We start from the raw sequence: 22,828 nt of genomic DNA on the forward strand, positions 1-22,828 counted from the left end.
TTGAGGAACGAGCATGCGTTTGTCCGGTCAACTTGCCGTCATTGCCGCGCTGGGTATCGCGGGGCTTGGCGGTTGGTATGCCTATCAAGGCTTTTTCGGCAAAGCCGAGAACCAGACCGCGGCATCTCCACGCGGTCGGGGCGCAGCGGGGCCCGCAAGCGTGGAAGTCGATACGGTCAAGACAGGGCGAATCGTCGAAATCCGGGAAGCCGTCGGCACGCTGCGTGCCTATGAATCGATCACCGTGACTGCGAAAACCGCAGGCGTCATCGACAAGATCGGCTTCGAGGAAGGCCAGAAGGTAAAGGCAGGCGACATGCTGGTGCAGCTCGACGCCGCCGAGCGCCGCGCCGATATCGAACAGACCACCGCCGAGGCCAACCGCGCCGTCGCGCTCCGTAACGAGGTCGCCATCAAGCTTGAGCGCGCCCAGACCCTGCGCCGCAGCGGCGCTGGCACGGAAGCGCAGGTCGAAGATCTGACGGCTCAGGTGAAGTCCCTCGAAGGCGCCATCGCCGCCGCCCAGGCGCAGCGCAAGGCCGCCGAGGCACGGCTGGAGGACCTGACGATCCGCGCGCCCTTCGCGGGCCGGGTCGGCACCCGCTCGGTTTCACTCGGCGCCTATATCTCGCCGGGCACGCGAATCACGACCCTCGACGATCTCTCGAAGGTCCGCCTCGATTTCTCCGTGCCGGAAAACATCCTCGGCCGTCTCAAGCCGGGCCAGACGGTCAACGCCGCTTCCGCCGCCTATCAGGGCCGGGTGTTCAAGGGCACGGTGTCCACCATCGATCCGCGCGTCGATGCCGTAACCCGCTCGGTGCGCCTGACCGCTGAATTCGACAATCCCGACGAGGCGCTCAAGCCCGGCATGTTCCTCACCGTCGCCCTTGAGGTCCAGGCGAAGGACGATGCTGTTCTCGTGCCCGAAGAGGCCGTGGTCAGCGAAGGCCTTCGCCACATCGTCTATCCGGTGAAGGACAACAAGGTCGAACGCCGCGTCATACGCATCGGCCAGCGCCAGAACGGCAAGGTGGAGGTGCTGGACGGGCTCAAGACCGGCGAAACCATCGTCGTGCTCGGCGTGCAGCGCGTGCGCCCGGGCGGAGAAGTGATTGCACGCCCGCTCGGCTCGGGCACTCCAGCAGCGCCCACCAGCGCGCCGAAATCCGCTTCGCAGCCCTCGCGCAGCTCCGTGAGCTCGCCGCAGGCCATCGGCACCGCGAACGCGGCTGAACAGAAATAAGGGACGAGAGGCATGGCGCGCATCATGCCTCTCCTGCTCACCTTCGGCTCGCCGAGGATGACACGAACGTCGCATTAATCGAATTCGCCGAACTGGAGCGAACAGCGCCATGCAGGTCTCAGACCTCTTCATCCGCCGCCCCGTTTTCGCTGTCGTCGTCAGCCTGCTGCTGATCGTCGGCGGCCTTGCGTCGCTCAACAATCTTCCCGTCCGCGAATATCCGCAGGTAGATCGTCCCGTCGTCTCGGTCTCGACGGTTTATCGCGGCGCATCGAACGAAGTGATCGAGAGCCGCGTGACGGAGGTCATCGAGGGCGCGGTCGCGGGCATCGAGGGCATTCGCCAGATCACGTCGCAAAGCCAGAACGACCGCTCCTCCGTCTCCATCGAATTCAACGTGGAGCGTGATCCGGAGGCGGCAACATCGGACGTGCGCGATGCTGTCTCCCGCGTCGCCGGTCGCCTGCCCGATGGTGCCGACACGCCCGTGGTGCGCAAGGTCGACGCGAACGCGCAGGCGATCATGTGGGTCGGCGTCACCTCCTCCACGCTCGACGCGCTCGAACTCAGCGACTTCCTCAAGCGCGTCTACGTGGACCGCCTTTCCACCATTCCCGGCGTCGCCAATGTCAATCTCAGCGGCGAGCGGCGCTTTGCCATGCGCGTGTGGATCGACCGTCCCGCTCTCGCCGCGCGCGGCCTCACGGTGCAGGACGTGGAAACCGCGATCAAGCGGCAGAACGTCGAGCTTCCCGGCGGGCGAGTCGAATCCGCGCAGCGCGAATTCACGGTCAAGACGGATTCCCGCCTCGCCACTCCTGAGCAATTCCAGCAGGTGATCGTCAGCAACAAGAACGGCTATCTCGTGCGCCTGGGCGAGGTCGCGCGTGTGGAAGTGGGAGCAGAGGACACCCGCTTCGAGTTCTACCAATCGGGCGAAACCGCAATCGGCCTCGGCGTCGTGCGACAGGCCACCGCCAATACGCTCTCGGTGGCGGACAACGTGCGCGCGGAACTGGACAATCTGAAGAGCGCCCTGCCCCCCGGAACGACAGCGCAGGTTCTCTATGACGAGAGCCAGTTCATCCGCGCTTCCATCGACGGCGTGCTGCACACGCTGGTCGAAGGCATCATCCTCGTCATTCTCGTGATCCTGCTCTTCCTGCGCGACTGGCGCTCGACCATCGTCGCGATGGTGGCGATCCCGGTTTCGATCATCGCCGCCTTCATGGTGATGAGCTTCTTCAACGCTTCCATCAATGTGCTGACGCTGCTCGCCATCGTGCTCGCCATCGGCATCGTGGTCGATGACGCCATCGTCGAGATCGAGAACGTGCATCGCCGCATCGAGGAAGGGCAACCGCCGCTTCTCGCCTCGTTCGACGGCGCGCGCGAAATCGGCTTCGCGGTCATCGCCACAACCGCGACGCTCATGGCGGTGTTCGTGCCCCTCGCTTTCATGACCGGCAACACGGGCAAGCTGTTCCGCGAATTCGCCATCACGCTCGCCGCGTCGATCTTCTTCTCCGGCGTCGTGGCGCGCACGCTGACCCCGATGCTCTGCTCCAAGCTCATGGTGCCGGCGCATGGCCGCATCCAGACGATGACAGAGCCTCTCTTCACCAAGATGAACGATGGCTATCGCTGGCTTCTGTCGCGAGCCCTGCGCGCGCCCGTCCTCATCCTGGCCATCGGCTTCGGAGTTTCGCTCGCCGCGTACGGTCTGTTCCAGATGGTGCCGAAGGAATTCTCGCCCACCGAGGATCGGGGCGCCATCATCGTCAGGCTGCAGGCGCCGGAAGGCGCGAGCCTCGACTACACCCGCGACCGGGTGAAGGAAGTCGAGCGCGCGCTCATGCCGTTGCAGCAGGAGGGCATCGTGTCCTCCATGCTGAGCCAGGTGGCTCCGGGGTTCGCACGGCCTTCGCCGGTGAACGAAGGCATCGTGATCGTCCGTCTCGTGCCGTGGGAGGACCGCACCGTCAGCCAGCAGGATCTGGTCCGCCAGATGACGCCGAAGGTGTCGAACTTTCCAGGCGCGCGCGTGTCCATCGTCAACCCGCCCTCCTTCGGCGGCGCGGGCGGGTTCGGGCAGCCGATCCAGTTCGTTCTCGGCGGTCCCGACTACGAGACCATCCGCGGCTGGCGTGACATCGTCATGCAGAAGGCCCAGGAGACCGGCCGCTTCGTGAACATCGATTCCAACTATCGCGAGTCGCAACCCGATATCAGAGTGCAGATCGACCGCCACCGCGCCGCCGATCTCGGCGTCTCGGTCGAGGACATCGGGCGCACCCTCGAATTGATGTTCGGCGAGAGCGAGGTATCCACCTTCGTCAGCCGGGGTGACGAGTACCCCGTCATCATGCGCGCAAGGGCCGAGGACAGGGCGAGCCCCAACGACCTGACCAACACCTTCATCCGTGCGGCCAACGGTGATCTTGTTCCGCTCTCCTCGTTCGTCTCCCTCTCGGAATCGGCCGCGCCGCAGGCTCTCAACAGGTTCGATCGCCTGCGTTCGATCACGATCCAGTCTTCGCTTGCTCCCGGAACCTCCATTGGCGAAGGCCTCGAGATCCTGCAGCAGATCGTGCGCGACAACCTGCCGCCAGAGGTGCGCATCGGTTACACCGGCCAATCGAAGGACTTCCTGGATTCGACCGGCGCGATCTACATCACCTTCGCGATGGCGCTGCTCGTGGTGTTCCTCGTGCTCGCGGCGCAGTTCGAAAGCTGGATCAACCCGTTCATCATCATGCTCACGGTGCCGCTCGCCGTCACCGGCGGATTGCTAGCCCTCGTCCTGACGGGGCAGACGCTCAACATCTACAGCCAGATCGGCATGATCCTGCTCATTGGCCTCATGACGAAGAACGGCATTCTGATCGTCGAATTCTCGAACCAGCTGCGTGAGCAGGGACTCTCGGTGCGCGATGCGGTGATCGAAGCGTCCGTGCTGCGTCTTCGCCCGATCCTGATGACCTCCATCGCCATGATCGGCGGCGCGATTCCGCTCGCCTGGTCCACCGGCGCGGGCGCTGAAGCGCGCAGCGCCATCGGTTCCGTGATTGTCGGCGGCGTCACCGTCTCGACGCTCCTGACCGTTGTCGTGATCCCGGCAATCTATCTGCTGCTCGGCGGCTTCACCAAGCCATCGACCTATGTCAGCGAATTGCTCGACAAGCTGCGCGCTGAAACAGGCTCGACGCCGCATGGCGAACGCGCGCCGCCCCGCCAACCGGCGGAGTAACGTGCGAGATCTTCTATCGATAACCCGCCTCGAAATGTGAGGCGGCCATCAATATCCTTGGTCGGTCACTAACCACGAGATCATCAGGTAGGTCGGCGACATTTCTTAGTGAATCCATTGGAACATTAGGACCAAGTTCGACCCAATGGACCAAAGAAAGCTCTCGCCCGCGAGCAATCTGATCGTAGACGTTTCCAACAAAGACAGGCTCGCTCAGTATCGGGATGCCGTTCAGCTCCTTGCTGACGAGGCGATCATAGGTTGCCTTCAGATTTTCGTCGCTTGCGAGGATGACGGTTCCTGCAACATTGAGCATAGATGGATAAACCGTTCCATCCGGCTCTCTTCGCGAGAGCAGTACCAATGTCTGACCACCCCTCCTTAGTAGCGGGACGACGACGAACGTGACAGTCACCATGAGGCGCGCGATGGCATGAAAGACTGGGCTTGGTAGGAAACCTGGCTCCAGTGCATTCAAGCGCTCGCAAACTTCGGTTAGATCGTGTGGCGCATCCATCCGAGTTTTCGTTCGATCAATTGAAGACGTAACGCGCACCAATGCGCAGCTCATGCCCATCGATGTCGCTGGCGCGGATTGCAGGGGCGTTGTCGCCATAGCGCGAGCGGGCATCCCCGAGGCGCGTGTAGCGATAGCCGAGATCGATCTTGATGCTGTGCGTGATGTCGAAGGCGACGCCCGCCATCAGTGCCCAGATGAAAGAGGTGTCGGTGCGCGCGTTAAGCAGGGATATACCGGTGAAGGCTCCGTCTGCCCCGTAAAGCGCCCGCTCGGAGGCCTCGATGCGGTTGCGGCTGAAGCCGATGCCCGCGCCGATGTAAGGCGTGATGCCCGCTGCAACAGGCAGATCGACATAGGCGTTCGCCATGACGGTCGTCGCGTAAAAATCCGCGCGGTCGACAGCGGTTGAACCCGCACCGAAGCGCGTTCCTTTGTAGGAGGCCTCGAACCTCTGATCGACAGCGACCTCAGCGCGGAACCACGGGCTGAACTGATAGCCGACGCCAAGACCGGCGGAGATGTTCCGGTCGAAGCGGGCGTGACTCACAGACGGCACGCCGCCGAAGCCATAGGTGCGCTGCTTGTGGGGTATCGATTGGGCGAGCGCGCCGATATCTCCGCGCAGGTACCAGCCCGAGCCGATCTCATCCTCGGCCTCATCGAGAACCGGGGCGGGCGGCAGGTCGGCGGCCAAGGCATAAGCGCCGACGAGATTGATCGTCAGACCGGCAAGAATGAGCTTCATCGAGCGCACGAAAAACAACTCCACATCGACAGGCCGCGCGCCCATGAGAGCCGCGTGGCCTGTTACTATGGAGCGAAGTGCTTAAAGGCTGCTTAACCTTAACGGAGGGTTGGCGACGCTGATGGGTGCGCATCGCCCTCGCCGCAAAACAAAAGCGCGGCCCTTGAGGCCGCGCCATCATTGTTCCGGTCGGGCCTGCCTTACGCCGCCGCGCGGGTCAGGGCCTCGACCACGTCATCGACGACTCGCAGAACGAGATCGTGATCGTCCCCCTCCGCCATGACGCGGATGACCGGCTCGGTGCCGGATGGGCGAATGACGAGGCGACCTTGCTTACCGAGGCGCTCGCGCGCGGCGTCGATGGCGCTGACGACGGAATCGTTGGTCAACGGCTGGCCGGACTTGTAGCGCACGTTCTTGAGGATCTGCGGCAGCGGCTCGAAGCAATGGCAGACTTCCGACACCGGTTTGTCGAGGCGCTTGACCACGGAGAGAAGCTGCAGGGCCGCAATCAGCCCGTCCCCGGTCGTAGCGTAGTCGGACATGATGATATGGCCGGATTGCTCGCCGCCGAGGTTGAAACCGTGGTTGCGCATGTGTTCGAGAACGTAACGGTCACCAACAGAGGTGCGCACGAGATCGAGTCCCATGCCACCCAGGAAGCGCTCAAGGCCGAGATTGGACATGACGGTCGCGACGATGCCCGACTGGCTCAGCAGGCCGTCCTCATGCCAGGCGCGTGCGACGACGGCCATGAGCTGATCGCCATCCACCACCTGGCCCTTCTCATCGACGATGATGAGGCGATCGGCATCGCCATCGAGCGCGATGCCCACATCCGCGCGGGTCTCGCGCACCTTCTGCACCAGCGCATCTGGCGCAGTGGAGCCGACCTTGCGGTTGATGTTGAAGCCGTCCGGCTCGACGCCGATGGAAATGACTTCCGCCCCCAGCTCCCACAGCGTCTCGGGAGCGGCCTTGTAGGCCGCGCCGTTGGCGCAATCAACGACGATGCGCATGCCTTCGAGATCGACATGACGCGGCAGGGTGCGCTTTGCGAATTCGATATAGCGGGCGACGGCGCCCTCGATGCGCCGTGCGCGACCGATGGCGGCGGGAGAGGCGAGACGAGAAGTGAGATCCTCGTCGAGAAGGGTCTCGATCTCGTGCTCGACTTCGTCCGAGAGCTTGAAGCCATCGGGGCCGAACAGCTTGATGCCGTTGTCCTCATAAGCGTTGTGGGAGGCAGAGATCATGACGCCGAGATCGGCGCGCATGGAGCGGGTGAGCATGGCGACCGCCGGCGTCGGCATCGGGCCGAGCAGCAGCACGTCCATGCCGACTGAGGTGAAGCCGGCCACCAGCGCGTATTCGATCATGTAGCCGGAGAGCCGCGTGTCCTTGCCGATCACCACCCGGTGGCGGTATTCGCCGCGCTGGAACAAAAGCCCCGCCGCCTGCCCGACCTTCAGCGCCAGTTCCGGCGTGATGACCCCATTGGCGCGGCCGCGAATGCCGTCAGTTCCAAAGTATTTACGCACGTTGCTCTTCTCCGGGCTCGGTTGCGCCTTCGCGCCGTTCAAGTGTTTCAAAGCAATCTCCATGACTCCGGTCAAGGATCCGGCCGGCATTCCCCCATCACAAGTGATGAGCAAATATTACAACGAAGAAGCGAGGCCGTTGTGCCAAGGCATTCTTTGACGGGAGGTAAACAAAACGCCCGCCTGGTGGGGCGGGCGTTCGGTTTCATGGGGTTATTGATACGATATTACGCTTGCGGCTGTGGTTCCATTCCGCCATCCGTCTCGCGCGGGCGGCTGCGCCCGGCGGAAGGAACCGGGGAGCCGCGGGTCGGGTTCACGGGCTCGCCCGTGTCGCGGATTGGCGGCTGGCCGTCGATGAGGTTCTTGATCTCGTCGCCGGTCAGGGTCTCGTATTCGAGCAGGCCCTTGGCCAGCGCCTCGAGGTCACCCCGGCGCTCGGTGAGGATGCGGCGAGCGTCTTCGAGGCCGCCTTCCACGAGGCGGCGGACTTCCGAGTCGATCTTCTGCGCGGTCGCTTCCGAGACGTTCTGCTGGCGGCCCATCTGCATGCCGAGGAAAACCTCGTCCTGGTTCTCGCCATAGGCCACGGTGCCGAGTTCGGGCGAGAAGCCCCACTTGGTCACCATCATCCGGGCAAGGCGCGTCGCCTGCTCGATGTCGGATTGCGCGCCAGAGGTCACCTTCTCCTTGCCGAAGATCATCTCTTCCGCGATGCGCCCGCCCATCATGATGGCGAGGCGCGAGGTCATCTGCTCGTAGGACATCGAGAGCTTGTCGCGCTCCGGCAGCTGCATGACCATGCCGAGCGCGCGGCCACGCGGAATGATGGTGGCCTTGTGCACAGGGTCCGTCGCCGGAACGTTGAGGGCGACGACCGCGTGACCGGCCTCGTGATAGGCGGTCAGGCGCTTTTCGTCGTCGGTCATGACGAGGGTGCGGCGCTCCGCGCCCATCATCACCTTGTCCTTCGCGTCCTCGAACTCGTTCATCGTCACGATACGCTTGCCGCGGCGGGCCGCGAGCAGGGCCGCCTCGTTGACGAGGTTCATGAGGTCCGCGCCCGAGAAGCCGGGGGTGCCGCGCGCGATCACCTTCAGGTCCACATCCGGAGCGAGCGGAACCTTGCGCACATGCACCTTCAGAATCCTCTCGCGGCCGACCACGTCCGGGTTCGGCACGACGATCTGACGATCGAAGCGGCCCGGGCGCAGAAGCGCCGGATCGAGCACGTCGGGGCGGTTCGTGGCGGCAATGATGATGATGCCTTCATTGGCCTCGAAGCCGTCCATCTCCACCAGCAACTGGTTAAGGGTCTGCTCGCGCTCGTCGTTGCCGCCGCCAAGGCCGGCGCCGCGATGGCGGCCGACCGCGTCGATCTCGTCGATGAAGATGATGCACGGCGCATTCTTCTTCGCCTGCTCGAACATGTCGCGCACGCGGCTCGCGCCGACGCCCACGAACATCTCGACGAAATCCGAGCCCGAGATGGTGAAGAACGGAACGTTCGCCTCGCCCGCAACGGCGCGCGCGGTCAGCGTCTTACCCGTGCCGGGAGGGCCGACGAGCAGAACGCCGCGGGGAATGCGTCCGCCGAGGCGCTGGAACTTCTGCGGATCGCGCAGGAACTCGACGATCTCCTGCAGATCCTCCTTGGCCTCGTCCACGCCCGCGACATCGTCGAAGGTCACGCGGCCATGCGCCTCGGTGAGAAGCTTGGCCTTGGACTTGCCGAAACCCATGGCTCTGCCCGCGCCGTTCTGCATCTGGCGCGACAGGAAGACCCAGGCGCCGATGAAGAGCGCGATGGGCAGAATGTTCATGAGAACCGCGATGAACCACGGCGTCGAATCCGACTGCGGACGGGCCGTGATCTGCACGCCCTTCTGCTGCAGCTTGGAGACCAGCATCGGGTCGCTCGGCGCATAGGTCGTGAAGGTCCGCCCATCGGTATACGTGCCGCTGATCTCCGGTCCGGAGATGATGACGTTCGTGATGCGTCCGGCATCTGCGTCGGCAAGCAGCTGGCTATAGGCAATGTCGCCGCCTCCACCCCGGTGGCCCGGGCTCTGGAAGAGCGTCACGAGCGCCAGCACGAGAAGGAAGATGACAACCCACAAGGCGAAATTGCGGAAATTCGGATTCATCGGATCAGGTCTGCCCCAGGGCGAGATAATGCGGGAGGAATAGTTCCCCACGCTGCTGTGTTCAATGTAGGCACGCGTTTCTTCCTTGCCAAGGGAATGCGGCAGGGGTGCGGCACGAACGGGTGCGTTTGGCCAAAGATTTGGCGAAGAAGGTTTATTTTGGCGGCTTAGCCCTTGTCGGGCCGCCCGCGCCGGCGCGGCGGCTCCGGGGCAATCGTAAGCCGCCCGCGCCTGTCGAGGGCAAGGACCGCGCCGGCGACCGTCAGGCGAAGCGCCCTTCCCTCCGCAATGGCCCCGCGCAAGCGCTCAAGGCAGGCTTCAAGCCGCTCCAGGCGGTGAAAATCCGGTTCCAGCCCGGCCTTCGACAACAGGAGCATCAGCACCCGCAGGGCGATTTCGAAGGGCTCTTCGCCGAGAACGGCGGCGGCAAAAGCGCGCTCCTCCTGCGACCATCCGCGCAAGAAGGCCTCCCGCGCCTTGGTGTCGAGGGCCTCCTCCGCCCTTCCCGCCCGCGCGGCGAGGCGGGCGAGCCGCTCGGCGGTCAGCCCCTCCTTCGCGAGGTCCGGCAGCACCTTGCGCCAGCGCACCCGCGCAAAGCGTTCATTGGCGTTGGAGGGGTCGATGATGAAGGCCCACCCTTCCTTCTGGCACCGCACGACGAGGTCGGCCTTGCCGATGTCGAGAAGCGGGCGCACCAGATGCAGGCCGTCAAGGTCTCGCGCTGCCCGCATTCCGGCAAGCCCCGCAAGGCCGGAGCCCCTGGCCATGCGCATCAGCACCGTCTCCGCCTGATCGTCCAACGTGTGGGCGGTGGCGATGTGCGATGCACCAACGCGGCGGGCATGGTTTGCCAGAAGCTCGTATCGAGCCTCCCGCGCCGCTTCCTGCACGCCGGTTTCAGGTTTCTTTCCCCGCCATTCGAGAACAGCGCCGGGAAAGCCCAGCAACTCGGCCTCGCGGACGACGAAGGCGGCTTCCTTCGCCGATTCAGGCCGCAGGCCATGATCGACAGTCGCGACGAAAACCGGCGGACGTGAAGGAGAATTCCAGTGAGCGAGAAGATGCATCAGCGCGATAGAATCCGGCCCGCCCGACACGGCGACGACAACGCCCGTCGCGTTGAGGAATGGCGAAAAAAGTGCGTTCAGGCTTTCGTCCGACAGGGGGTGAGGCGTCGCACTCATGGTCGGCCCCGGCCCGAGATCAGGAGCACTTCACGCGTTTCTGCTCGCGTGCCGAACCTTCACGCACCGACGCCGGCGCTTGCGGATATTTGCGGTCGAGCTCCGTGAATACCGCGCAGGCGCGATCCTTCGCGCCGATCGCGTTCAGGGTGACGCCGAGCTTCAAAAGAGCCTCAGGCGCTTTCGCGGCATTGGGATGGTCGGCGGAAACGTTCAGGAATTGCTCGGCCGCCTCCCGGTGGCGTCCGCGCTGGAAATAGCTCTCACCGAGCCAGAAGGTGGCATCCGGCACCAGCTTGTCGCGGGGGTTGGATTGCAGGAAGCGGCGAAATCCCATCTCCGCCTGCTCGTACTGGCGCTGCGTCAGGTAGCTGTATGCCGTCTCGTATTCGGACCGCGGGTCGCCGCTGCTCGCAGCGGCCACGCTCGGTCCTTGGCGCGACGGGGGCGTAGCGGCAGGGGCAGTTGCGGGAGATGTCGCAGGAAGAGGCGCGGCGGCATGGCCCGCCTGACTGAGATCGAGCGGGCGGCTGCCGGGCGGCGCGGCCTCATCCTGCTCGATCAGATCGCCGATCCCGGCGAGCTGGCCGCCGGGAAGCGCCATCGGGCCCGGAGCCTCCGTGGAGGCCAGAGGCGTGGAGGGGGGCGTCGTCCCCAACGGAAGCGGCGCGCCGGGAGCCTCCGCCACCGCGCCAGGCTCATAGGCATCGCCCCGGCGCTGCGGTTGGGCCGGAGGCTGGCCGGGCCGCGTCGGCGTCGTGGTGGAAGGAGCGGGCTTCGAGCCGCCGCGGTTTTCCTGGAAGCGGAATTCCACATCCTCCTGGAACTTGCGCAGTTGCTCCTTGAGCTGGCGGTTTTCGTATTGGAGCTGCTCGACCTGCCCCGACATTTGACGGAACTGGTTTTCGAGCCGGTTGAGGCGGACGATGGCATCCGCCGCGTCCTGCGCGAAGGCAGGGGCGGACAATGTCGCAAGGGCGAAGAAGACAATCAGGCGGCGCAGCATGGGATGAGTACCGAAGGGGTCATTAAACGACCGTGCCGATAACACAAAAGCGCCGCCACGGCGAGAATGTGGCGGCGCTCGGTTCACGAACAGATTCCGATTTGACAGGCTTACGAGCCGGCGCGGGTATCCAGCACCGTCACCGCGCGGCGGTTCTGAGACCAGCACGAGATGTCGTTGCAGACCGCGACTGGACGCTCCTTGCCGTAGGACACGGTGCGGACGCGCGAGGCCTGGATGCCGCGCGAGACGAGATAGTCATGCACGGCCTGGGCGCGGCGGGCGCTGAGCGAGAAGTTATACTCGCGAGTGCCGCGTTCGTCCGCATGGCCTTCGACGACGAAGCTGTAGTTGGCATAGCGGCTGAGCCACTGGGCCTGCTTGTCGAGGGTGGCGACGGCGGTGGGGGTCAGGTCGGTCGCATCGGTCTCGAAGAACACGCGATCGCCAACATTGACGATGAAGTCCTGCGCGCTGCCGGGCGTGCCCGCACCACCGGCTCCGTAGCCCCCGGCCCCATCGGCCATTCCATCTTTGTTGGACGAACACGCCGCCGCCCCGAGGGCGAGGACGATCGCAGCGGCGAATTTGACGGCGCGCAACGTCATCATGGCACAATACTCCTTACACATACGTCTGCCGAACGTTGTGTTTTCTATAGCGGGTCGATGGTTAAGGGAGGGTTCCGTCAACCTTGATGAGGGGTTGCGAAAAAGGGTGAATCGCACCCCGATCGCAAAACTTGAGCGTAAGGTTAATCGGCAGTGAATAAGGCAAAGAGGTGGCGGAATATGCTTTTTTCCCCAACCGCTTGAGCGGCGGTGAACGGGAAGGAACGTCACGGCACTGCACGAGTGCCGAACCTAGAGGGATGGCGCGAAATCGGCCCTCGTGCGTTATTGCAGCATGACCGAGACACACACCTGGTTCGCGCCCTTCGCGCCCCAAGAGCCTACCGCCCCGGAGGATCCCCGGCTGGAGAGAGCTTTCGCGCGCATTGCCGACAGCGACCTGCGCGCCGGAAACAAGGTCTCGCTCCTGCGCAACGCGGAAGAGAACTACCCGGCCTGGCTCGACGCCTTGCGCAAGGCCGAGCGGGTCATCCATTTCGAGAACTACATCATCGCCGACGACAAGACCGGCCGGGACTTCGCCGCCATTCTGAAAGAGCGTGCGCGCGCAGGCGTTCGCGTGCGTGTTCTTTACGATTGGCTCGGCTCCTACACCCGCGCCTCGCGCCGCTTCTGGCATGACCTGCGCGAGGCGGGCATCGAAGTGCGCGTCTTCAACCCGCTGCGATTGACGAACCCGTTTTTCCTGCGCCGCAACCACCGCAAGCTGATTACCGTCGATGGGCGCATCGGCTTCGTCTCCGGCCTTTGCGTTTCGGATAGCTGGCAGGGCAATTCGCACGCCGACCCGTGGCGTGACACCGGCCTTTCCCTCGAAGGCCCTGTCGTGGCGGATCTCGATGCAGCCTTCGCCGATAGCTGGGCCTTCGCAGGGCCGCCGCTCAAACGCGAGGAATGCGCGGCGGCAAGCGACATCCCCGCAGCCGGCACGACGAATGCGCGCGTGATCTGCGGGCAGCCGGGCATGTTCCGCGCCTATCGCGTCGATCAGTTCATCGCGGCGACCGCGAAGCGCAACATCTGGATCGCCGACGCCTATCTCGTGCCGACAACGGCTTACGTGCAGGCGCTCGGCGAAGCAGCGCAGGATGGCGTTGATGTGCGCCTCCTCGTGCCGGGCTCGACGGACTCGCCCCTGCTGCAGCCTTTCGTGCGCGCAGGCTATCGCTCGCTCATCGAGGCGGGCGTGCGGGTGTTCGAATGGAACGGCGCGATGCTGCATGCAAAGAGCGCGGTCGTGGACGGACACTGGGCCAGAGTCGGCTCGACCAACCTCAACATCGCAAGCTGGGCGACCAACTGGGAGCTCGACGTGGTGGTGGAGGACAAGACCATCGCCGAGGCGATGGAGGCGATGTACCTGGAGGATCTCAAGCAGGCCACCGAAGTCGTCCCCGGATCGGTCACCCGCCGCCGTCAGGAACGCAACGCGCTGTCGCGTCGCTCCGGTCGCGCGCGGCGCGGCGCTGTCGGCCGTCTCGCCGCCGGGGCCGTCGCCCTTGGTTCCAGCATCGGGCGCGATTCAGGAGGCTTGCGCTCGCTCACGGCGACAGAGGCCGGCAGCGTCGCCACCATCGGCGCGATGCTCCTCGCTCTCGCCGCACTGGTCATCGTGTTTCCTCCGCTCATCATTCTGCCTGTCACGCTCCTGCTCGGCTGGTTCGGGGCGGCGCTGCTGATCCGCTCCTTACGTCTCAGGCAGCGTATCCGCATCATGCGGCACAGGTGGGAGCGGCGGAACGCTGGACGGAGTCAAAATTCCTCACGGATGTGATGAAACTCCGGGCCAAGCTTGAGCGTTGAATATTTGCCGGCGGGCGGCGGGATTACGCTCGCCCTTCAACGGGAGATGACCATGACAAGCAGCGGAGCTTCGAGTTCCTTCCAACCTTTCGACCAGGCCAGGGCGATGAGTGCGATCCTGGCCGAGAACTGGTGGGCCATCGCACTGAGAGGCGTCTTTGCCATATTGTTTGCGCTGATCGCCTTTTTCCTGCCCGGCGCGACTATTCTTTCCCTTGTCCTGTTCTTCTCGGCCTACATGCTGGTGGACGGCGTGTTCGGCATCGTCTCCGGCGTGCGCGCCGCACGGCAGGGGCAGCGCTGGGGCCTTCTGGTGCTCGGCGGCATCGTCGACATTCTCGTCGGCATCATCGCCTTCTCATGGCCGGGGCTGACGGTTCTGTTCTTCATCACGCTGATGGGCGTGTGGTCGCTCGTCACCGGCGTGCTCATGGTCATTGCCGCCTTCAAGCTTCATGCCGAGTACGGCAAGGGCTGGCTGATCTTCAGCGGCATCGTGTCGGTTCTGTTCGGCATCGCGCTTCTGATCTCGCCGCTCATCGGCGCGGTGGTGCTGACCTGGTGGCTCGGCGCTTATGCGATGGTGTTCGGCATCTCGCTCATCGCCCTCGCCTTCAAGCTCAGGAGCCGGAAGACGGCGTGACGGAAAACATGACGCTCAAAATGAAACGGGGCGCTTGAGCGCCCCGTTTTTCATTGCCGCGTTTCGCTGAGCAGCGGAGACCATGTCGGGTCCGACGCGAAGGACGGCGTCGGCATCGGCAGCTCCACGCGGCCGGTGATGTCGACCATATAGAGCTTGCCGCCCGCCTGCCCGCCCGGATCGCGGAAGAACACGATGTACTGGCCGTTTGGCGCCCAGGTCGGGCTCTCGTTGTGGAAGCCTTCCGTGAGGATGCGCTCTCCCGAGCCATCCGGCTTCATGATGCCGATGGAGAAGCCGCCCGCGCGGCGCTTGGTGAAGGCAATGTAGTCGCCGCGCGGCGACCAGGCGGGCTGCGAGTAGGAGCCGTCGCCGAACGAGATGCGGCGCTGGTTCGAGCCATCCGCATTCATGGCGTAGATCTGCTGCTGCCCGCCGCGGTCGCTCTCGAACACGATCTCGCGTCCATCCGGCGAGAAGGACGGCGAGGTGTCGATGGCGGAGGTCGAGGTCAGGCGCGTGGTGGCCTGCGAGCCGAGGTTCATCATAAAGATGTTGGCGTTTCCGCCCTGCTGCAGGCTCATGACGATGCGCTGGCCATCGGGGGAGAAGCGCGGACTCGATGTCATGTCCGGGAAATTGCCGACGACTTGGCGCGAGCCGGTTTCGAGATTGATGACCTGCACGCGCGGCTGCTGGCCTTCGGCCTGCGACATGTAGGTGATGTCCTGCGTCGCGGGCGAATAGCGCGGCGTCACGACGAGCGTATCGCCTTGCGTGAGGAAGCGAACGTTCGCACCGTCCTGATCCATGATGGCAAGGCGCTTGCGGCGGTTTTCCTTCGGGCCGGATTCATCCACGAACACGATGCGCGTGTCGAAGAAGCCACCGAAGCCCGTGATCTTGGTATAGACCGCATCGGAAATGATGTGGCCGACGCGGCGCCAGAAATTCGGATCGGTGACATATTGCTGGCCGGTGAGCTGCTGGCCGGAATCGACATCCCACAAGCGGAATTCGGCCTTCAGACGGCCCGACGGATCGCGCGTCACGCGCCCCGTCACGAGCGCCTGCGCCCCCGCCATCTTCCACGCATCGAAACGCGGCATCGCATCGAACGACGGGCGCTCCGGAAAGCGCGACTTGTCGAGCGGCGCGAAGTAGCCGGAGCGCTGCAGGTTGTTGGAGATGATGCCGGACACACGTTGCCCGAGATCGCCCTCGCCCGCGAAGTCCGCAATGGCGATGGGCATGGGCTGGAACTGTCCGCCGGGGCCGATCCTCAGCGTGATCTGGGCATAGGACGGGGACGCAAAGACGACTAGACCAGCTAACAGACTGGCAGCAAGCGTCAACGCACAGGTGGCGAAGCGTTTTAACATGGTCACATCCATAAGATGATTAAAGCGGGATGCATCATCAGACATCGGGGCTGAAATCCCAGCGCCAATACTTCCATTCGGAATAGAACGGAGCGAATTTTGGGGGAATGTTGTAGGGCGCACAGCGGCGTATGGCGCGCATGGCACCATCCGCAGCCGCCTTCTCCATCGGACTAGATCCGGAACTGTAAACCTTCGGCTCCGCCGAGAGCGACCCGTCCTCACGGAACCACACATCGATCACAGGAAATGTGAATGCCCCGGCAGTCGCAGCAACCGATTGCGAATAGCATTTGTTGATCTGCTCTTTCAGGACACCGCGAAGAGCATCGATCATGCTCGGACTCAACTTCGCCGCCGATCCTGTCTGCGTGCCGAGCGAGGCGACCTTGTTCACCTCTGATCCGGTCGCGCCGGTCGACTGGTGCTTTTCCTTGTTCTGCAGAAGCTGCTTGATGTCGCCGAAGTCGAGCTTCTTGGCGGCCTCTGCTTCTTTACGCGCCTTCGCCTCGGCATCCGCCTTGGCTTTCGCGTCGGCGAGTTTCTTGGCTTCCGCGTCGGCCTTGGCTTTTGCCTCCGCTTCGGCCTTCGCCTTGGCGTCAGCTTCCGCTTTGGCCTTCGCCTTCGCCTCGGCTTCAGCCTTGGCCTTCGCTTCCGCCGCCTTTTGCTGTGCGATGGCTTCGGCCTCGGCCTTCTCCGCTTGCAGGCGCAACTCCTCGACCTTCGGGTCGACTTGCGGCTTTGCGGGCGGGGGCGGCGGAGGCGGTGCGCTCGCGGAGGCTTCTTCCTTGTCCGCGACCTTCACGTCCTCGGGGCGCTTCGGCGGAGACGGCGCATCGCGCTTGTCCTCGCCGGGGTCCTTCTGCTCGGCCTTGTCGGCGACACGGTCGGCGCGGGGCTTGGGCGTCGGCTGCACCTGCTTTGCCGTCGTCTCGCCCTTGGTGATCTGCGAGACCGTGTTGTCGGTGAACACCTCGACGGGGATGCCTTCCTGCGCCTCGGGAAAAGTATTCGCGGTCAGCGTGAACATGGCAGCCGCCAGCAGCGTCACATGCGCAACGCCGGAAACCCAGAAACCGGGTTCGGAGGGGTTGAATTTGAGCTTCAACGCCACGGCTTTGTGCCCTGCCCCTTCTTACCGCTGATCCGGTTCCGTCACGAGCGCGACGCGCGTGTAACCGGCCGTCGAGACGATCGACATCACCTGCGCCACGCGGCCGTAGTCGACCTTCTTGTCCGCGCGGATGAACACGCGCTCCTCGAAGCCCTTCTTCGACACTTCCGCGAGCTTGCCGACGATCGCCTGATCCTGCAGCTCTGCCTCATCGAGGAAGACCTGTCCGGTTGCCTTGATGGAGAGCGTCACGGGCTTGGCGTCGGAGTTCAGCGGCGCGGCCTTCGTCTGCGGCAAATCGAGCGGAACGCCCGCCGACATCATGGGCGCGGCCACCATGAAGATGATGAGCAACACCAATGTGACGTCGATGAACGGCGTCATGTTGATTTCGTTGATCGCGCCGCCGCGACGCGCGCGCCGCCGCCGACGCCCGCCTCCCGAAGCCATGCCTGCCGTGGATGCCATCGCCGTCTACCTTCAAGCCGCGAGCGCGATGCGCTCGTCGATCTGGCGCGAGAGGATCGCGGAGAACTCGTCGGCAAAACCTTCAAGCCGCGACTGCAGCTTACCCACCTGGTTGTGCAGCTTGTTGTAGGCGAGCACCGCAGGAATGGCCGCGAAGAGGCCGATGGCGGTAGCGAACAGCGCCTCCGCGATGCCGGGCGCGACCACCGCGAGGCTGGTGTTCTTCGAGGCGGCAATGGAGGTGAAGGAATTCATGATGCCGACCACCGTGCCGAAAAGGCCGATGTAAGGGCCGGCGGAACCGATCGAGGCGAGAACGGTGAGGCGCGATTCAAGACGCTCCACCTCGCGCTGGATCGTCACGTCGAGCACCTTGTCGATGCGTTGCGACAGGCTCTGGAACGAGCGGCCGGAGCCTTCGAAGGAGCGCTTCCATTCACGCATCGCGGCAAGGAACACGGCGGCAAGGCCGCTCGGGTTGCGGCCCTGCAGCGAGCGATAAAGCTCCTCCAGCGATTGGCCGGACCAGAACACCTCCTCGAAGCGGTCCATCGCCCGCTTGGTGCGCCCGAAAAGCAGCGTCTTGTCGATGATGATGGCCCAGCACCAGACGGATGCCGCAAGAAGCCCGATCATCACGAGCTTGACGATGAAGTGCGCCTGCCAGAACAGCCCGAACAGGGACATGTCGTGCACGACGGGGGCGGCCTGGGCGACGTCAGCCGGGTTCATAATCTCGTCCTCGTTTTCAGGCCGCGTCAAACGGCCCCGCTTGTCTCGGGCGCGATCTTTTCGGAAAACGGGCACCGCTTATCCGGATCAGGCCCTCGGGAAAACCTTGTGCTTATCCGTGCTCGTTCGCCCTCGAATCTGTCGAAAATAAGGGCGTTCGGGCCCGGCGCGCAGATCCGCCCGGTCTGTTACCTGTTAAGCACAGAGTAAGGTTAAAGCTTGGTTTAAGGCGGGCCTTCGAGATAGGAAGGCGCCTCCGGAATCAGTCGGAGTTGTCCGTTTGGGGCGCTTCGGGCCGGCAAATCAAAGAAACTTTGTTTCAATAACGTTTGAAAATTGGAAGGGCAGAACAATGGATATCGACCCCTGCGAAATCGTGCAGAAGCAACTCGACGCCTATAACACGCGCGACATTGAGGCCTTCATGTCCCACTGGGCCGAGGATGCGCAGTATTTCGGCTTCCCTTCGGATCTTCTTGCAAATGGCGCAGCCCAGATCCGCGAACGCCACATGGCGCGGTTCCAGGAGCCGAACCTGTTCGGCCAGCTCGTCAAGCGCCTCGCCGTGGGCAACATCGTCGTCGATCAGGAAGTGGTGACCCGCACCTTCCCGGAAGGCCCCGGACGCGTTGACGTCCTGGCGATCTACGAGGTCGAGGGCGACAAGATCACCAGGGCCTGGTTCAAGATCGGCACGCCCGTGCTCGACAGGGCGATAGCGGCCTGATCCTGCATCGGGGAGCCCGACGGCTCCCCCTTTGCCTATTCCTCCAAGGGCGTCAACGCGGCGCGCAGCTCATCGGGAATGCGCACCGCGCGCCCGCCACGCACGGCGGCGACCATCACGTCCGCCGCGACGAGCACCTCCTCGCCCCGGCGCACTTCCTGCGCCAGCGTCATCGAGGCCCCGCGCATCTCTTTCGGGAACGTGACAATGGTGAGCACGTCATCCATCAGCGCCGCGCCGCGAAAATCGATAGTCATCTTGCGCACGACGAAGGCCAGCCCGCCCATCTCGGCATGCAGATCCGACTGCGCGACTTCAACCGCCCGCAACAGCTCCGTGCGCCCGCGCTCCATGAAGCGCAGGTAACTCGCATGATAAACGCGCGCGGAAAAATCCGTGTCCTCGTAATAGACGCGGATCGGCAGGTGATGTGCGCCGTCGTGCATGTGACCTGAGAGATGGGGCCAGGATGTCTCATTCATCGGTGACTTCTCTCTCATGGAGAAACGCTGATCTTGAATATGTTTTCTACAGACGGGCTGGAATAGGAGATCCCGACGGTATCGGAACCCGACCATCCCTTGGGAGCCGCATACACATATTGCCAGCGCGCCTTCCTCGGATTCCTCCCGTTCGACAACTCGTGTTTCAATCGGTCATAACGACCTCTGTTGAGGCTCGTCTTTTCACCTGACCGGAAATGGACCGCATCTTGTCCATCTCCAGGAACAGCGCATTTTTCGCCTGACTTAAGGCGGACATCGAAGGTCACGATCTTGTCCGTCGAGTGCTCCGGATTGTAGGAGATTATGCATGCCAAAGAGACGGAGGGCGTAAGCACGGCTATGAGCACAAGCAGAAAGTTGAACGACTTCATCTGCCTATAATGCTCACGCATCCTCATCCCCGTTGAACAGCCCGAACTGCGCGGTGGCCTCGCGCGTAGGCTCCGCCATGCCGAGATGCTTGAAGGCATGCGGCGTGAGGATACGGCCGCGCGGAGTACGCTGCACGAAGCCTTTCTGGATGAGATAAGGCTCGATGATGTCCTCGATGGCGTCGCGTGGCTCGGAGAGCGCTGCCGCGATGGTCTCGATGCCCACGGGTCCGCCGCCGAAGGACGTGGCGATCATGGTGAGATATTTGCGGTCCATGAGGTCGAGGCCGATGGGGTCCACATCGAGCAGGCGCAGCGAACGGTCGGCGAGTTCGCGCGACACGACATCGGCCCCCTCGACGATGGCGAAGTCGCGCACGCGGCGCAGCAGGCGGCCCGCGATGCGCGGCGTTCCGCGCGCGCGGCGGGCGATTTCGTTCGCACCTTCCTCGCTCATGTTGAGCCCCATCACGCGCGCGCCACGCCGCACGATGAGTTCGAGTTCTTCCACCGTGTAGAATTCGAGGCGGATCGGAATGCCGAAACGGTCGCGCAACGGCGTGGTGAGAAGGCCCGCGCGTGTCGTCGCGCCAACAAGCGTGAATTTCGGCAGTTCGATCTTCACCGAGCGTGCGGCGGGGCCTTCGCCGATGATGAGATCGAGCTGGTAATCCTCCATCGCGGGATAGAGGATTTCCTCCACCGCCGGATTGAGGCGGTGGATCTCGTCGATGAAGAGCACGTCGCGCTCTTCGAGGTTCGTGAGCTGCGCGGCAAGATCACCCGCCTTCGCGATCACCGGACCGGACGTCGAGCGAAAGTTCACGCCGAGTTCACGCGCCACGATCTGCGCCAGCGTCGTCTTGCCGAGACCGGGCGGGCCGACGAACAGCACGTGATCAAGCGCATCGCCTCGCGCCTTCGCGGCGTTGATGAACACCTGGAGATTGGCGCGCGCGGCCTTCTGGCCCGTGAAATCGTCAAGCGACAACGGCCGGATCGACGCATCGACATCGTCCTCGCGCTTTTCAGGGCTGATCAGGCGGCGGGAATCGGTCAAGAGGGGCTTACCTTCCAAAGACTTCATAGAGGCGGCGGTACACTAATACGCCATTCTTAATGAGATCAGAACAGGAACGTCGATGGGTCACGGGGTTTGCCCCATACGGTTGGTCCAGCATCGGCTCAGATACCAGCAGACGAGGGTCGGGATGAGGCATGTGATCAGATAGACAAAAACGGTTGTCCCTCTAACAGAAAGTGCGCCCGATATGTCGAGAACTGCAACGTAGATGAAGCCAATTGCCATTCCGGTCAGGCTAACCCAAACCCATTGATGCTTAAGCTCTCTGATTTGAAGCTGGCGAACGGCAAGTGCTGCAACAAGTGCAGGGGCTATTCCGAAGAGGTGCGCAAAGGGTAAGCCTACCAGAACCCCAACCATTATTGGCTCAAGAAGGGGATCTCCACCGACTAAAGCGACAGCTGTAAGGAAGCTCGCTAATCCGATCAGCGGGCCGAGACTTGCGAAGATAAGCCAATGCATCGGCTTAACGCGCCAGTTCCCTCAAGCCCAGCCTGATCAAGGTCTTCGCCTCTGCCTCGTCGCCGGCCTGCTTCATGGCGGCGGCCACCGCTGCCGAGGCCTGGACCTGGGGATAGCCGAGATTGACCAGCGCCGAGATGGCATCCGCCACGGGCGCGGGAGCGCTTCGGTCGTCAATCGAATCCGTGAGGCGAATAAGCGCCGGATCGACACCTGCGAAGGCGGGAACCTTGTCCTTCAATTCGGAGACGATGCGCTGGGCGAGCTTTGGCCCGACGCCGGGGCCGCGCGCCACCGCCGCCTTGTCGCCCGTGGCGATGGCGGTTCCGATGTTCGCGGGGTCGAGTACCGAGAGAATGCCGAGCGCGACCTTCGCACCGACGCCCTGCACGCTCTGGAGCAGGCGGAACCATTCGCGCTCCGCGTCCGAGCGGAAGCCGAACAGGCGGATCATGTCTTCGCGGACATGCGTTTCGATGGAAAGCACCGCCGCCTCGCCGGTGGACGGAAGGTGCTGGAGCGTGCGCGAGGAGCAATGGACCACATAGCCGACGCCATGCACGTCGAGGATCACGAAATCCTCACCGTAGGAATCGATGACGCCTTTGAGTTTGCCGATCACGTTCGTCTTTACTCCTGGTGGTCATCCCGGGGCTGCGGAGCAGAACCCGGGATCGTCAGACGAGTGAGGCGCCCCTCTCGTCAGGCGATCCCGGATCGGCTTTGCCGTCCGGGATGACGTTTGTGGCTGTGTAACAAATTAAAGGCTCGCCGCCAAAGCGCGCGCTTTTCGGTGGTGGGCGTGGGCGATGGCGATGGCGAGCGCGTCGGCGGCGTCGGCTTTCTTGAAGTCGGCCTTGGGCAGCAGGATCTTCACCATGGCCTGGACCTGCGCCTTCTCGGCGTGGCCTGCGCCGACCACGGTCTTTTTCACCTGGTTCGCGCCGTATTCCGCCACCGGCAAGTTATGCAAGGCGGGCACCAGCAGCGACATGGCGCGGGCCTGACCGAGCTTGAGGGTCGCCTGCGCGTCCTTGTTGACGAAGGTCTCTTCCACCGCAACCTCATCGGGCGTCCAGGCGCGGACCACCTCGGTGAGGCAGTCATGGAGCTGTTTCAAGCGCAGCGCGAGGTCGAGATCGCCGTCCGACGTCACGACCCCACAAGCCACATAAGAGAGCTTCGTCCCCTCCAAGGTAATGATGCCCCAGCCTGTATTGCGCAGGCCGGGATCAAGGCCGAGGATGCGGACGCGCTCGCTCACG

Annotated in this window: 20 protein-coding genes; 5 read left to right on the top strand and 15 right to left on the bottom strand. The window is 63.7% G+C overall.

The annotated features are described in order from the left end of the window. Nucleotides 1-13 precede the first annotated feature (13 nt). Nucleotides 14-1,246 carry an efflux RND transporter periplasmic adaptor subunit gene (locus DQW91_RS11900; protein WP_112663847.1) on the top strand — a complete coding sequence of 411 codons (1,233 nt, stop codon included), beginning with the start codon at nt 14-16 and terminating at the stop codon, nt 1,244-1,246. Between the two features lie 109 nt (nt 1,247-1,355). Beyond that, the gene (locus DQW91_RS11905; RefSeq protein WP_112663848.1) at nt 1,356-4,496 is read left to right on the top strand and encodes an efflux RND transporter permease subunit; all 3,141 of its coding nucleotides are present in this window, start codon (nt 1,356-1,358) and stop codon (nt 4,494-4,496) included. A 13-nt stretch (nt 4,497-4,509) separates the two neighbouring features. Here the strand turns inward: DQW91_RS11905 and DQW91_RS16625 are convergent, their stop codons facing one another. The 7 genes from DQW91_RS16625 to pal all read right to left on the bottom strand — a co-directional run bounded on the left by DQW91_RS16625 (nt 4,510) and on the right by pal (nt 12,250). Next, complete coding sequence (locus DQW91_RS16625) at nt 4,510-5,013, bottom strand: hypothetical protein (protein ID WP_157961432.1); 504 nt, start codon at nt 5,011-5,013, stop codon at nt 4,510-4,512. Between the two features lie 16 nt (nt 5,014-5,029). Beyond that, nucleotides 5,030-5,806 (bottom strand): outer membrane protein, encoded by a 777-nt coding sequence (locus DQW91_RS11915; protein WP_112663850.1) that lies wholly within the window; start codon nt 5,804-5,806, stop codon nt 5,030-5,032. Between the two features lie 155 nt (nt 5,807-5,961). Continuing rightward, nucleotides 5,962-7,302: a phosphoglucosamine mutase gene (gene glmM, locus DQW91_RS11920; RefSeq protein WP_112663932.1), complete on the bottom strand. Its 1,341-nt coding sequence runs from the start codon at nt 7,300-7,302 to the stop codon at nt 5,962-5,964. 227 nt (nt 7,303-7,529) lie between these two features. After that, a complete protein-coding gene (gene ftsH / locus DQW91_RS11925; protein ID WP_112663851.1) occupies nt 7,530-9,449 on the bottom strand; it encodes an ATP-dependent zinc metalloprotease FtsH in 1,920 nt (639 codons plus the stop codon). A gap of 167 nt (nt 9,450-9,616) precedes the next feature. Then, nucleotides 9,617-10,633: a tRNA lysidine(34) synthetase TilS gene (gene tilS / locus DQW91_RS11930; protein ID WP_112663852.1), complete on the bottom strand. Its 1,017-nt coding sequence runs from the start codon at nt 10,631-10,633 to the stop codon at nt 9,617-9,619. A gap of 19 nt (nt 10,634-10,652) precedes the next feature. After that, complete coding sequence (gene ybgF / locus DQW91_RS11935) at nt 10,653-11,639, bottom strand: tol-pal system protein YbgF (RefSeq protein ID WP_112663853.1); 987 nt, start codon at nt 11,637-11,639, stop codon at nt 10,653-10,655. Between the two features lie 110 nt (nt 11,640-11,749). Beyond that, complete coding sequence (pal, locus tag DQW91_RS11940; protein WP_425373395.1) at nt 11,750-12,250, bottom strand: peptidoglycan-associated lipoprotein Pal; 501 nt, start codon at nt 12,248-12,250, stop codon at nt 11,750-11,752. Nucleotides 12,251-12,545: 295 nt separating this feature from the next. Here pal and DQW91_RS11945 point away from each other — a divergent pair, with 295 nt between their 5' ends. Together DQW91_RS11945 and DQW91_RS11950 are read left to right on the top strand one after the other, a co-directional pair. After that, nucleotides 12,546-14,045 carry a phospholipase D-like domain-containing protein gene (locus DQW91_RS11945; RefSeq protein WP_112663854.1) on the top strand — a complete coding sequence of 500 codons (1,500 nt, stop codon included), beginning with the start codon at nt 12,546-12,548 and terminating at the stop codon, nt 14,043-14,045. Nucleotides 14,046-14,126: 81 nt separating this feature from the next. Then, nucleotides 14,127-14,717: an HdeD family acid-resistance protein gene (locus DQW91_RS11950; RefSeq protein WP_112663934.1), complete on the top strand. Its 591-nt coding sequence runs from the start codon at nt 14,127-14,129 to the stop codon at nt 14,715-14,717. 50 nt (nt 14,718-14,767) lie between these two features. Here DQW91_RS11950 and tolB read toward each other — a convergent pair whose 3' ends face one another. Genes tolB through tolQ form a run of 4 tightly spaced genes read right to left on the bottom strand, consistent with a single transcriptional unit; the run spans nt 14,768 to nt 18,413 of the window. Further along, entirely contained in the window at nt 14,768-16,099 is a 1,332-nt protein-coding gene (tolB, locus tag DQW91_RS11955; protein WP_112663935.1) for a Tol-Pal system beta propeller repeat protein TolB, read from the bottom strand. 37 nt (nt 16,100-16,136) lie between these two features. Continuing rightward, nucleotides 16,137-17,213 carry a cell envelope integrity protein TolA gene (gene tolA, locus DQW91_RS11960; RefSeq protein WP_342633214.1) on the bottom strand — a complete coding sequence of 359 codons (1,077 nt, stop codon included), beginning with the start codon at nt 17,211-17,213 and terminating at the stop codon, nt 16,137-16,139. Between the two features lie 21 nt (nt 17,214-17,234). Continuing rightward, a complete protein-coding gene (locus tag DQW91_RS11965; protein ID WP_198411853.1) occupies nt 17,235-17,681 on the bottom strand; it encodes an ExbD/TolR family protein in 447 nt (148 codons plus the stop codon). A 12-nt stretch (nt 17,682-17,693) separates the two neighbouring features. Next, a complete protein-coding gene (gene tolQ, locus DQW91_RS11970) occupies nt 17,694-18,413 on the bottom strand; it encodes a protein TolQ (RefSeq protein ID WP_112663937.1) in 720 nt (239 codons plus the stop codon). A 352-nt stretch (nt 18,414-18,765) separates the two neighbouring features. Here tolQ and DQW91_RS11975 point away from each other — a divergent pair, with 352 nt between their 5' ends. After that, a complete protein-coding gene (locus tag DQW91_RS11975) occupies nt 18,766-19,140 on the top strand; it encodes a nuclear transport factor 2 family protein (RefSeq protein WP_112663856.1) in 375 nt (124 codons plus the stop codon). A 35-nt stretch (nt 19,141-19,175) separates the two neighbouring features. Here the strand turns inward: DQW91_RS11975 and ybgC are convergent, their stop codons facing one another. From ybgC to ruvC, 4 genes are all read right to left on the bottom strand, one after another. Next, entirely contained in the window at nt 19,176-19,622 is a 447-nt protein-coding gene (gene ybgC / locus DQW91_RS11980) for a tol-pal system-associated acyl-CoA thioesterase (RefSeq protein WP_198411854.1), read from the bottom strand. 408 nt (nt 19,623-20,030) lie between these two features. Continuing rightward, the gene (gene ruvB / locus DQW91_RS11990) at nt 20,031-21,104 is read right to left on the bottom strand and encodes a Holliday junction branch migration DNA helicase RuvB (protein WP_112663858.1); all 1,074 of its coding nucleotides are present in this window, start codon (nt 21,102-21,104) and stop codon (nt 20,031-20,033) included. A gap of 463 nt (nt 21,105-21,567) precedes the next feature. Then, nucleotides 21,568-22,185, bottom strand: a complete 618-nt coding sequence (ruvA, locus tag DQW91_RS12000) for a Holliday junction branch migration protein RuvA (protein WP_112663860.1) — start codon at nt 22,183-22,185, stop codon at nt 21,568-21,570. Between the two features lie 138 nt (nt 22,186-22,323). Further along, nucleotides 22,324-22,827 (bottom strand): crossover junction endodeoxyribonuclease RuvC, encoded by a 504-nt coding sequence (ruvC, locus tag DQW91_RS12005; protein ID WP_112663861.1) that lies wholly within the window; start codon nt 22,825-22,827, stop codon nt 22,324-22,326. Nucleotide 22,828: the final 1 nt, after the last annotated feature.

The organism is Microvirga flavescens (assembly GCF_003290125.1).
Classification (GTDB): Bacteria; Pseudomonadota; Alphaproteobacteria; order Rhizobiales; family Beijerinckiaceae; genus Microvirga; species Microvirga flavescens.